Origin of the sequence: Bacillus sp. Nf3 (genome assembly GCF_003028545.1) — a bacterium.
GTDB lineage: Bacteria > Bacillota > Bacilli > Bacillales > Bacillaceae > Bacillus > Bacillus safensis.
Map to the genome: position 1 here is coordinate 517,377 of NZ_PYUA01000001.1, position 12,094 is coordinate 529,470.

General features: G+C 40.9%; 12 protein-coding genes and 1 other annotated feature. Of the genes, 9 read left to right on the forward strand and 3 right to left on the reverse strand.

Features of this window, described 5'->3' with window-relative positions; translation table 11 throughout:
- Nucleotides 1–30 precede the first annotated feature (30 nt).
- The 4 genes from cccB to C9414_RS02565 all read left to right on the forward strand — a co-directional run bounded on the left by cccB (nucleotide 31) and on the right by C9414_RS02565 (nucleotide 3,685).
- A complete protein-coding gene (gene cccB / locus C9414_RS02550; protein ID WP_058837547.1) occupies nucleotides 31–360 on the forward strand; it encodes a cytochrome c551 in 330 nt (109 codons plus the stop codon).
- A gap of 382 nt (nucleotides 361–742) precedes the next feature.
- Nucleotides 743–1,429: a cell division ATP-binding protein FtsE gene (gene ftsE / locus C9414_RS02555; RefSeq protein ID WP_047201864.1), complete on the forward strand. Its 687-nt coding sequence runs from the start codon at nucleotides 743–745 to the stop codon at nucleotides 1,427–1,429.
- Complete coding sequence (ftsX, locus tag C9414_RS02560; RefSeq protein ID WP_047201863.1) at nucleotides 1,422–2,312, forward strand: permease-like cell division protein FtsX; 891 nt, start codon at nucleotides 1,422–1,424, stop codon at nucleotides 2,310–2,312. The genes ftsE and ftsX overlap by 8 nt, the downstream gene beginning before the upstream one ends.
- Nucleotides 2,313–2,422: 110 nt before the next feature.
- On the forward strand, nucleotides 2,423–3,685 hold the full coding sequence (locus C9414_RS02565) for a murein hydrolase activator EnvC family protein (protein ID WP_073978925.1): 1,263 nt from the start codon (nucleotides 2,423–2,425) through the stop codon (nucleotides 3,683–3,685).
- Nucleotides 3,686–3,734: 49 nt separating this feature from the next.
- Here C9414_RS02565 and C9414_RS02570 read toward each other — a convergent pair whose 3' ends face one another.
- Nucleotides 3,735–4,475: a sulfite exporter TauE/SafE family protein gene (locus C9414_RS02570; RefSeq protein WP_024423598.1), complete on the reverse strand. Its 741-nt coding sequence runs from the start codon at nucleotides 4,473–4,475 to the stop codon at nucleotides 3,735–3,737.
- A gap of 154 nt (nucleotides 4,476–4,629) precedes the next feature.
- On the opposite strand from C9414_RS02570, the gene ctpB reads away from it, so the two are divergent.
- From ctpB to C9414_RS02585, 3 genes are all read left to right on the forward strand, one after another.
- Nucleotides 4,630–6,078: a carboxy-terminal processing protease CtpB gene (gene ctpB, locus C9414_RS02575; RefSeq protein WP_039181746.1), complete on the forward strand. Its 1,449-nt coding sequence runs from the start codon at nucleotides 4,630–4,632 to the stop codon at nucleotides 6,076–6,078.
- Nucleotides 6,079–6,422: 344 nt separating this feature from the next.
- On the forward strand, nucleotides 6,423–6,776 hold the full coding sequence (locus C9414_RS02580) for a swarming motility protein SwrAA (protein WP_003212923.1): 354 nt from the start codon (nucleotides 6,423–6,425) through the stop codon (nucleotides 6,774–6,776).
- Between the two features lie 68 nt (nucleotides 6,777–6,844).
- On the forward strand, nucleotides 6,845–8,032 hold the full coding sequence (locus C9414_RS02585; RefSeq protein WP_024426241.1) for a PDZ domain-containing protein: 1,188 nt from the start codon (nucleotides 6,845–6,847) through the stop codon (nucleotides 8,030–8,032).
- Nucleotides 8,033–8,041: 9 nt separating this feature from the next.
- Here C9414_RS02585 and C9414_RS02590 read toward each other — a convergent pair whose 3' ends face one another.
- Nucleotides 8,042–8,407 (reverse strand): winged helix-turn-helix transcriptional regulator, encoded by a 366-nt coding sequence (locus C9414_RS02590; RefSeq protein ID WP_024423595.1) that lies wholly within the window; start codon nucleotides 8,405–8,407, stop codon nucleotides 8,042–8,044.
- 228 nt (nucleotides 8,408–8,635) lie between these two features.
- Here C9414_RS02590 and C9414_RS02595 point away from each other — a divergent pair, with 228 nt between their 5' ends.
- A complete protein-coding gene (locus C9414_RS02595; protein WP_039181741.1) occupies nucleotides 8,636–9,310 on the forward strand; it encodes an NAD(P)H-dependent oxidoreductase in 675 nt (224 codons plus the stop codon).
- 89 nt (nucleotides 9,311–9,399) lie between these two features.
- Nucleotides 9,400–9,624: a binding site (T-box leader), on the forward strand.
- A 75-nt stretch (nucleotides 9,625–9,699) separates the two neighbouring features.
- Nucleotides 9,700–11,049, forward strand: a complete 1,350-nt coding sequence (locus C9414_RS02600) for an amino acid permease (protein WP_047201859.1) — start codon at nucleotides 9,700–9,702, stop codon at nucleotides 11,047–11,049.
- A gap of 44 nt (nucleotides 11,050–11,093) precedes the next feature.
- On the opposite strand, the gene C9414_RS02605 is transcribed toward C9414_RS02600, so the two are convergent.
- Nucleotides 11,094–12,086 (reverse strand): glycosyltransferase family 2 protein, encoded by a 993-nt coding sequence (locus tag C9414_RS02605; RefSeq protein ID WP_107163005.1) that lies wholly within the window; start codon nucleotides 12,084–12,086, stop codon nucleotides 11,094–11,096.
- Nucleotides 12,087–12,094 lie beyond the last annotated feature (8 nt).

A 12,094-nucleotide genomic window follows, 5' to 3' on the forward strand; every position in this document is an offset into this window, starting at 1 on the left:
TGACCAAATGATTGTAAGGGAGGGAAATAGATGAAAAAAAGCGGATTAACGATGCTATTTGCAGCAATGCTTCTTGTTCTCGCGGCTTGTGGAGGAAATTCAAGCAGCAGCGAAAAAGAAGGCAGCAAAAGTGCTTCATCTGTGAGCAGTGGTGAGGAGATCTATCAGCAAAACTGTATTGGCTGTCATGGGAAAGACCTATCTGGCGGAGGCGGACCAAGCCTGAAAGAAGTAGGGAAGAAATATAATGAAAGCCAAATCGCAGATATTGCGCAAAACGGTAAAGGCTCTATGCCAAGCGGAATGGTAGATGAGAAGCAAGCAAAAGAAGTAGCAAAATGGCTTGCAGAGAAAAAATAAAACCTTTGTCTAATCGACAAGGTTTTTTTGTTTTTTATATGTAGAAAAAGACTTTTGGATAGTATGAAAACGCATTATATTAAATTTTATTTAAAAAATAAGGGTATAAAGGCACGTTTTTCGGTTTTGATTGTTCTATTTACCTTTTATTTATAAGTTTTGAAATATAAATGTAATACCATTGCGTCGATTCATGACGTATAATTGGAGTTGTTGAAAATGAGACGATTCAATTTTTTCATCTTTTTGGATGAAAAGGACATAAATTGCTAGTAAGTATCGAAGGGTATGTGCGTAACCATACATAACGTTTTTTGACGAGAAGTGTCAAAACATCATGATAAGCTGTTAGTCAGCGAATAAGAAAAGATTAGGTGATTACATGATTCAAATGAAGGAAGTCTACAAGATCTATCCTAATGGCGTAAAGGCGATCAATGGAATCAATGTCTCTATCCATCCAGGAGAGTTTGTGTATGTTGTTGGTCCCAGTGGTGCTGGTAAATCCACTTTCATCAAAATGATGTATCGTGAAGAGAAGCCAACCAAAGGGCAAATCTTAATTAATAACAAAGATTTAGGTTCAATGAAGGAAAAAGAAATTCCTTACGTAAGAAGAGAAATTGGCGTAGTATTCCAAGATTTCAAACTGCTTCCAACTCTTACTGTGTTTGAGAATGTTGCATTTGCTCTTGAAGTGATTGGTGAACAGCCTCATATCATTAAGAAAAAAGTGCTTGATGTTCTCGATCTGGTCCAGCTAAAACACAGAGCGCGCCAATTTCCTGACCAGCTGTCCGGCGGTGAACAGCAGCGTGTATCTATCGCTCGGTCGATCGTCAATAGCCCTGAGGTCGTCATTGCAGATGAGCCGACAGGAAACCTTGATCCAGACACTTCCTGGGAAATCATGAAGACGCTCGAGGATATTAATAACCGCGGAACAACAGTGGTTATGGCAACACACAACAAAGAAATTGTAAACACCATGAAGAAACGCGTCATCGCAATCGAAGATGGAATGATTGTGCGTGACGAAGCAAGAGGGGAGTACGGAATTTATGATTAAAACTCTCTCGCGGCATTTACGTGAGAGCTTCCGTTCACTAGGAAGAAACACGTGGATGACTTTTGCATCAATTAGTGCGGTTACTGTCACATTGATTTTAGTTGGGGTTTTCCTTGTGATTATGCTCAACTTGAATAACATGGCATCGAACGCTGAAAAAGAAGTAGAAGTAAAAGTATTAATCGAATTAACGGCGAATCAAAAGCAGCAGGATGAATTAAAAGCAGAAATTGAAAAGATTCCTGAAATCAGTAATGTGAAGTACTCATCTAAGGATGACGAACTGAAAGCTCTGATTAAAAGCTTCGGAGAAAATGGACAATCCATGGGACTTGTTGATCAAGAAAATCCATTAAACGATGCGTTCATTGTGAAAACAACAGATCCTCACGATACACCAAAAGTAGCGAAGAAATTAGAAAACCTAAAGGGTACATATAAAGTAACCTATGGGAAAGAAGAGGTCAGCCGACTCTTTAATGTAGTCGGAGTAGCGCGTAATGTCGGCATTGTGCTCATTATTGGGCTGTTATTTACAGCTATGTTCTTAATCTCCAATACGATCAAAATTACGATCTTTGCTAGACGTAAAGAAATTGAGATTATGAAGCTGGTAGGTGCAACGAACTGGTTTATTCGCTGGCCATTCTTCATTGAAGGATTATTGCTTGGTGTATTTGGTTCCATTGTACCTATTGCTCTATTGCTTGGCACGTATCAATATGCAGTGGGCTGGGTCGCACCGAGAGTACAAGGCTCATTTATTTCAATGCTTCCATACAACCCGTTTGTCTATCAAGTATCACTGATCCTGCTAGTGATCGGTGCAATCATTGGGGTATGGGGAAGCTTAACGTCTATCCGTAAATTCTTAAAAGTATAAATATATTTTGATGGCAGCACTCGAGGATTCTATAGAAGATGTGACCGGTTGATCCGATTCATCCGGTCGGTTCTTCATGTCGACAGTTGTCATGGGAGGGGAATATCGTTTTGAAAAGAAAGCTGATGATGGCTGGAATGGCAGCGTTTATTGGAACAACGTGGCTATACATTCCAGGGAACGAGAATCGTGCATTCGCATACGAAGACCTAGATCAAAAACGTCAACAAATCGAAGAGAAAACATCGAAGACTGAATCAAACTTGAAGAAGAAGAAGTCAGAGCTGGCAAAGCTTGAAAAGAAAGAATCAAAGCTCAAGAAAGAAATTGAACAAATTGACCAAAAGGTAAGTACTGCAACTGAAAAAGTCGCTGAAAAAGAGAAAGAAGTTAAAAAAACGAAGCAAGAGATCAAGAAGCTAAAAAAAGACATTCAAGTCATCAATGAGCGAATTGAAAAAAGAAAAGCCATTTTCAAAGACCGAATTCGTTCTATGCAAAAAAGTGGCGGTACGATCAACTATTTAGATGTGCTGCTAGGTGCTCGCAGCTTTAGTGATTTTGTCGGTCGTGTTGGGGCTGTCACAACGATTGTCGAAGCAGACAAAGACATGATTACAGAACATGAAAATGATTTAAAGCTGGTGGAGCAAAAAGAAGCAGAGCTAAATAATCAGCTAAGTGGACTTGAAACATCTCTGAAAGAGCTAGAAGCACTGAAAAAAGATTTATCTAAGAAGCATAAAGAAAAAGAACACATTTTAGGTGATGTGACAGATAAAAAAAATCATGCACATGATGAACTAGGCAAGCTTGAGAATGAACAAGAAATTCTTGCGAACCAAAAAGCGGCTGTGAAGTCTGAGGAAGCACACCGTCAAAAGGAAGAAGCGGCGAAAGCAAAACAAGCAGCTGAAAAAAATGCACCTGCACCTCGTAGCGGCGGCTCAGATCAAGTATCTGATACACCAGCAAGCAGCTCAGGCTTTATTAAACCAGCTGCAGGGCGTTTCTCATCTGGCTTTGGCGGACGTTCTGGCGGAAACCACTTCGGATTAGATATTGCAGCAAAAGGCACAGTTCCTGTCTATGCAGCAGCATCTGGAACCGTCACAAACTCAAGCTACTCATCGAGCTACGGAAATGTTGTGTTCATTACGCACAATATCAATGGACAGACATATCAAACTGTATACGCCCACCTGTCTACAAGAAGTGTGTCAACAGGACAGAGAGTTGAACAAGGACAATTCCTTGGCTATATGGGAAATACCGGCCAATCACATGGTCAGCATCTTCATTTTGAAATTCATAAAGGATTATGGAATGGCGCGAAATCAAATGCAGTCAATCCAGCGCAATATATCCGCTAATCAAAAAGCCGATAACATGACGTTATCGGCTTTTTTGGTCTAGATAGAATTAAAATAACAGCAGTAACCCGGCAATAATAGGTGTTAACAGAACAGCTGATTTCAATAAGAGCTTCGGTGCAAGGCGTGTGAATTTCGCGCCGATAAATGCGCCTAAGACTGTTCCGATTAATATTTGGATCAGCAAGATAAAATCAACATAGCCCTCTGAAATATATCCAATTCCACCGCCGATGGAAATCGGAATAATGACAAGCATCGTCGTACCAACAGCTTGCCGAATCGACAGCTTCAGTAAAATCAAAAGTCCTACTTGAATAAATGGTGCAGACCCGATACCAAACATGCCTGACAGCATTCCAGACACAAGGCCTAAAATAATGCCTCTTGTCATCAGCTGGCGTGAAGAAAGCGGCTGCTGCTCAGCCTCTTCATTAAGAACAAATAGTTTGATCATCATAAAAACAGCCGATAAAAAAAGCATCCCTGCTGTTAAATAGTGCAGACTCTCTTCTGGAATAAAAGGAGCGACCTTAGCCCCAGCAAAAGAAGCAATACAAGCCAGAGCCCCGACAATCAAACCAGATTTCAACTGAATGTTCCCTTCCCTGTAGTGGCTGTATGCACCTGATAGTGTCGTAAATGCCATAGCGGCTAATGACGTCCCGAGTGCTGTATGGATAGGGATATCAAAAATTAATGTAAGCAATGCGATGACAAATCCCGCGCCGCCTGCTCCTACAAAACCTAATAAAATTCCTAATAAAAGCATCGTCAAGATAATATACATAGCGAAGACTCCTTCTCAATCATAACAAAATAAAAATTACACCTAATAAAATGATTCGTCAAGCCTTCACGGGAGAATGTCTTTTACATGAAATCCCTTCTTCTGGCATATAATAACTCAGGTCATCAGGAAGAGTTGAAGAAGGAGGCCAAATATGAAAAAACAAATCGCATCTATTATGGCAAGTGTCGTTCTCTTAATAAGTGCAGGTGTGATGACGCATAAAGAGGGAACTCATGCGGAGTCACCGCAAGCAGCTGCTGCAATGGCTGGACAAGCTCAATCAAGTGATAAGGCGAAAGAGAATGGGATGGAAAAGATCGAGAAAGCCTATGACCTTATTTCGAATGAATATGTAGAGGAAGTGGATCGCCAAAAGCTGCTTGAAGGCGCGATCCAAGGAATGCTTTCGACGTTAAACGATCCATATTCAGTATACATGGACAAGCAAACCGCAAAGCAATTTTCTGATTCGCTTGATTCTTCCTTTGAGGGAATTGGGGCAGAAGTGGGGATGGATGAAGGAAAAATCATTATCGTCTCCGCCTTTAAAAAATCTCCTGCGGCAAAAGCGGGTCTAAAGCCGAAAGATGAAGTCATCAGCATTGACGGTGAACCGATGAAAGAAAAAAGCTTAAACGATGCTGTGCTTAAAATAAGAGGGAAAAAAGGAACGTCTGTCGCCTTAACAATCAAACGAAATGGGATTGAAAAAGAGCTAACGTTCCATATCAAACGAGAGGAAATCCCGCTTGAAACAGTGACTTCTTCTGTAAAAGAGGTCAATGGGCATAAAACAGGCTATATTGCGATCTCCAGCTTCTCTGAAGATACGGCGAAGGATTTCACGTCAAGCCTGAAACAGCTCGAGAAAAAGGGCATAGAAGGCCTTGTACTGGATGTGAGAGGAAACCCTGGCGGCTATCTGCAAAGTGTGGAAGATATTTTGAAGCATTTTATTACGAAGGATCAGCCCTATATTCAAATCGCAGAACGGAATGGCGACCGGAAACGATATTTTTCAAAACTGAAAGAACAAAAGCCTTACCCAGTCAATGTCTTAATTGATAAAGGCAGTGCTTCCGCTTCGGAAATACTTGCTGGAGCCATGAAAGAAGCCGGAAAGTATGAAGTTGTCGGTGATGTCTCCTTTGGAAAAGGAACTGTGCAGCAGGCGGTTCCGATGGGAGATGGAAGTAATATTAAATTAACGCTGTATAAATGGCTCACGCCAAAAGGCAATTGGATTCACAAAAAAGGCGTCGTACCGACAATTGCGATTCATCAGCCGGATTACTTTACCGCAGGTCCGCTTCAGCTAAAAGAACCGCTTCAGCTTGATATGAACAATGAGGAAGTGAGACAAGCCCAGACGCTGTTAAAGGGATTGTCATTTGACCCTGGCAGAGTAGATGGATACTTTGATGAAGAAACGAAAAAGGCCGTACTTGCCTTCCAAAGCACATACAATCTCGATAAATCAGGTGTCATTGATTTGAAAACAGCGGAAATGATGAACAAAATGGTGGATGAAGTGAAATCATACGAAAAAAATGACCTTCAATTACAGACTGCACTAAAAGCACTATATCTTAAAAAATAAAGAGGCGAATAATAGCCTCTTTTTTTTGGTTCATAAGTGTCATGAACATGTAATAATTTATGATTAAAAATAAATTATATCGAGAAATATATTCATTTATTTTACAAAAAACATAACATTCCTTCGATTTTACCCGATAACATATGTATATAAGAGACTTTCTGTTGATTTAAACATGTCATGAAAATGAAACTTTTGAAAGTTGTATGTTACATAAATAATTCTTACAATAAAAAGTAGCACTCATTTTAAATATTTTATTTTTTGCGGATATTCAGCTTGAGCATTAAGCTGTACCGAGGTTTGCGCTTTTCTTAAAAGAACTAGTAAATGGGGGTACACAATTGAAAAGGGCAAGTATTGTGAGAGAGAAAAAATATTACGAGTTGGTAGAGGAACTTAAGAGTCGTTCGAAAGATGTGACGTTTTCCGCTACAAAGGCATTAAGTCTGCTCATGCTGTTAAGCAGGTACTTGGTCAATTACACAACGGTAGAATCAGTCGACGAAATCGATGAAGACTGTGCTGAGATATACTTCAATTATTTAATGGATAATCATAAGAGACTTGGTATAAACTTAACCGACATCAAGAGGTCGATGCAGCTGCTCGGCGGCATACTAGATGTAGATGTCAATCACTACTTAAAAGATTTTTCACTGTCGAATGTCACACTTTGGATGAATCAGGAGAAATAAACCTGATGTCAAGCATCGATTTATTTGATAGAATAAGAGAAAATGCTTGACTTGGGCGGTGAACGATAATGAGCTCGGAGTGGATGGGAGCCGGATTAAAAGCGGTCGGTCTGTTTTTAATCCATCCTCTTTTTTATTTCATGATATTAATCAGCCTATTGCATGGCTACATCCGCGTAAAGCGGGAGAGAAAAGCGTTTCAAACAAGAATAGAAGATGTATACGATGAACTTAAATTTACATATTCAAAGGGATGGATTCTAGGGATATGCCTATCCGTCATTTCAGTAGGCTTAGGGATTGCCCTCCCCCCTGGATTCATCGTGCTGATTGCAGCGATGACCATCGTTTTCTCTTTATTCTTTAAGGCGAGTGCGCTTTCGTCTGCATACACACTCGGTTTCAGTTTTATTGCGGCACTTGGACTGATGCATTTCCAAGTGAGTCATTCTTGGCTGCCGCAGCTCTCAATGATGAATGCATCAGCCGTTGTCATTCTGCTAGGACTTTTATTAATGACCGAGGGGATCCTAGCCTATCGAACGGCGCATTTACGTACATCGCCTGCTATGGTGATGAGTGCGAGAGGACTTTTAATTGGTCAGCAGCGGGCAAACCGTCTGTGGCTTTTACCGCTTGTTTTGCTGATGCCGGCAGGTGAATTCACTTCTTCTCTGCCATGGTGGCCGGTGCTTCAAGTGCATGATCAAAGCTTTTCATTTATTTTGATTCCTTATATCATTGGATTCGGTCAGAGAATTCAAGGCTCACTGCCAATTGTTAGTATTCAAATTACAGCGCGGCGTATTCTCATGCTCGGACTCGCTGTCGCCTTATTAGGTGCTGCAAGTATTTGGTTTGAACCGATTGCTTGGGGAGCTGTATTGATTGCGGTGATAGGAAGAGCCTTTCTCTCATGGAAGCAGAGGGTCAATGACAATGCTGCCCCGTTCTACTTCTCTAAGCGTAATCAAGGGCTGATGGTGCTGGGAATTATTCCAAATACACCAGCGGCTGATTTAAAGCTTGAGATCGGAGAAGTCATTACAAAAGTGAATGGAATTGAGGTAAAAACCGTTTCGGAATTTTATGAAGCCCTTCAAACCAATCGTGCTCTGACAAAGCTCGAGATCATTGGCTTAAATGGTCAGACAAGATTTGAGAAACGTGCTTCTTACGAAGGGGAGCATCATCAGCTTGGCATCCTGTTTGTAAAGGATGATCCACAGCAAGAACCAACGGCAATTTCATCTTAAAAAAAGCTGCTAGAGATGGCAGCTTTTTTCTTTTGGGCGCGCTTCTTTCCCATAGGATTCGCCCCATTCACGCATGGCGAAGATGATAGGCTTTAAGGTATTTCCGAGAGAAGTGAGTGAATATTCGACACGAGGGGGGACCTCCTCATAGACTTCTCTATGAACGACGCCGTCTTGTTCAAGCTCACGCAATTGCAGTGTGAGGACACGCTGAGAAATTCTTGGCAGAAGCCGGCGCAATTCATTGTAGCGTTTTGGTCCGCAAGTCAAATGATAAAGGATCACTCCTTTCCATTTCCCTCCGATGACACTTGTCGTCACTGAAACGGGACAGCCATGATTGACAATACTGACTGGATTGGATGGTGCACTCATCTTAAGACTCCTTTCTAAGGCAAATTTGGTGATATACGAACAAGATGGTAACTAACGAACAAAAATGTGCGTACTTGAATCACTCGAAGCTTTTCTTATACCATAGAGATATCACATCACACATTCGGGCTGTTTGTTTTCTTATCATAACAATTTCTATATGTGAATGGAAAGAAATTGGATTGATGAAACACAACCCCTAATTGGTTAATAGAAAGGATGAATACAATGCGAGACAAAGAGCAATTAAAAAAAGAAATCATTGAGGCGTATGAGTTCCGCCATGCGACAAAAGAGTTTGATCCAGCGAAAAAAATATCAGAAGATGATTTTGCGTTTATTTTAGAAACAGGAAGACTTTCCCCAAGCTCTGTAGGGTTTGAACCTTGGAAGTTCCTCGTTGTTCAAAATGAAGCATTTAGAGAAAAATTAAAAGAGTATACATGGGGAGCGCAAAAGCAGCTTCCGACTGCGAGCCATTTTGTGATCATCTTGGCAAGAACAGACGCCCGTTATGATTCAGCATATGCAGAATACATCAACAAGCAAATCAAAGGAATGACAGACGAAACGTTCGAGATGGTGAAGGGACGCTACCAAGAATTCCAAGAGAATGATCTTCATTTGTTAGAAAATGAACGTACGCTCTTTGATTGGGCTTCAAAACAAACGTATATTGCCCTTGGAAACATGATGACAGCCGCTGCACAGATTGGCATTGATTCATGCCCAGTCGAGGGATTCAGCTACGATGAGATTCATCGCATTCTAGATGAAGAAGGGCTGCTTGAGGATGGTCAGTATGATATTTCTGTCATGGCAGCCTTTGGTTATCGTGTGACCGAGCCGAAGCGCGGCAAAACGCGCCGTCCGATGGATGAAGTAGCTGTTTGGATTCGTTAAAAGAGAATGTCTGAAAAAGGATGTTGACAATTGCGTGGTTAGTCAGTATATTTAAAAAATAAAATCTTTGATGAATATACAAATGGACTATAAACGCTTTGACTTGAGAATAGTAGATGAACATCCGTTTTTTAAGAGAGCTGCGGGTTGGTGCAACGCAGTAAAACGAATCATTGAACTCGCTCAAAGAGCGGTAAGACTGAATGAATAGTAAGTCTTTACGTGTGACCTCCGTTAACGGGTTTTAAGATGGATTCAGCTATGGTTGAATCAATTAGAGTGGTAACGCGGTTGCAAGGTCAGTCGTCTCTTCAAGGAGATGACTGGCCTTTTTATATGCTTTTATCTTATATTTGTCTGAAGATTCAAATTTAAAGGAGCTAAAGAAAATGGAAAAGGAACATGTGCAGTTAAAACGAACAATGACGTCAAGGCATATTATGATGCTCGCACTTGGCGGTGCAATTGGTGCTGGTCTGTTTAAAGGAAGCAGCTCTGCTATTGATATCGCAGGTCCTGCTGTCATTTTGGCATATATGATTGGTGGACTTATTTTATTATTTATTATGCAAGGACTTGCCGAAATGACGGTTGCACGACCTGGCGCAAGAACGTTTCGTGATTTAATTGAACCTGTGTTAGGTAAATATCCGGCTTATTTCTTAGACTGGATATACTGGAAAATGTGGGTGCTGAACATTGCAGCAGAAGCGATCGTGTCTGCGATCTTTATTCAGTACTGGTTCCCACAGGTGCCGATTTGGACACTTGTGTTAATCATTTCACTAGTTGTGACATTGATCAATGTATGTTCTGTTAAAATGTTTGCTGAGACAGAGTACTGGTTAGCCTCTATTAAAATTGCTGTTATTATTTTATTTATTATTATTGGGTTAACCATGTTGTTTGTCTCATTCGGACAGCATGCAGCACCGGGATTATCCAACTTAACCGGTCACGGAGGATTTTTCCCGAATGGAACGGGCGGCTTAATTGCGGCCATGCTTGTTGTGGTGTATTCATATGGCGGGACTGAAATGATTGGGGTCACATTAGCAGAAACAAAAAACCCTGAAAAAGTCATCCCAAAGGCCATTCAAAGTACATTTGTACGAATCATTGGTTTCTATGTACTGCCGTTCTTCATCATCGTCAGTTTGATTCCTTGGAATCAAGTAAACAATGAGCAAGTGAGTCCATTCGTCACCGTGTTTGCAACAATTGGCGTGCCATACGCAAGTGATATCATGAACGGTATCATTTTACTAGCGATCTTGTCTTCTATGAACTCTGGACTGTACGCATCCTCAAGGGTACTTTATACGCAAGCGATGGATGGACGAGTATGGAAGGGCTTTTCAAAGCTATCAAAACAGCAGGTGCCTGTTAGAGCAATCCTAGTGTGTACATCTACATTGTATGCCGCTGTATTGATTTCTCTTTTTGTAGGCAGTCAAACTTTTAATTATTTAATGGGATCTTTAAGCTATACGGTCTTATTCATCTGGTTTATTATTGCTGTCGGGCATTTGAAATCTCGAAGTGTAGCAGAACCAGGAGGATATCGTGTGAAGCTGTATCCTTTTACAACATGGTTTTCTGTGATTGCGATCATTGCCATTTTCATCGGCGTTGTGTCAACAACTCCAATTGTCCAAACAATGGTCACAATGGGCATTTATCTGATTATTACTCTTTCTTTCTTCATTAACAGAAAGCGGTTTGAAACAGCTGCTTAATACAAAAAGCGTGCGGGACCTTGAAAGAGGTCTCACACGCTTTTTTAATGCTGTTTGTATTGCTTGAAATGAACAGGGGGTTGAACAGGATGTGGCTTTGATTGAAGCCCGTAACTCTCTCTTATGATGTAAAGTGGTCGATCTTTTGCCTCGTCGTAGATTCGGCCGATGTATTCCCCAATCATTCCCAGCATAAAGAGGATAATGCCGCTAAAGAACAGCTGTATGACAATTAATGAACTCCATCCTGTAATGGTGCTGTTTGTAAAAAGCTTTAAGTAAAGTACAAGAAACATTGAAATGAATCCGATAGCGGAAAGGGCAATTCCTGCTAAACTCGCTAGCTTCAAAGGTTTATAGGAAAAGGAAGTGATTCCATCCATCGAGAGCTTAAGCATCTTTTTGAGCGGATATTTTGTTTCTCCTGCTAGACGTTCATCTCGAACGTACTCTACTGCAATTTGTTTGAAACCTACCCAGCTGACTAGGCCGCGAACAAATGGATTTTTTTCTCGTATTTTTCTCATTTCATGGCACACTCTACGATCTATTAACCTGAAGTCACCGGTGTCAATTGGGATATCTACTTCGGTGATCTGACGTAAAACGCGATAGAAAAGGGAAGCGGTTTGCTTTTTGAAAAAAGTTTCGCCTTTTCGTTTGGTGCGCACGGCGTATACGACTTCATAGCCTTCTTTCCATTTTGCGATCATCTCTAATATCAATTCAGGCGGATCTTGTAGGTCTGCATCTATCACGATGACAGCGTCTCCCTTTGCATAATCCATCCCAGCTGTAATTGCAATTTGGTGTCCGAAGTTACGTGAGAAATCAATGAGTCTTACATTCGGATCGTTTTGGGAATACCCTTTAATTAGTTCAGCTGTTCGATCCATACTACCGTCATTGACGAAGAGAAGCTCGTATGCTTCTCCCGTCGAATCCATGACTGTTTTCAGTCGCTGATAGGATTCATGGATCACAAGTTCTTCATTATAGACTGGGACTACAATAGAATATTGTATATTCTTTTCCATCAGTCATC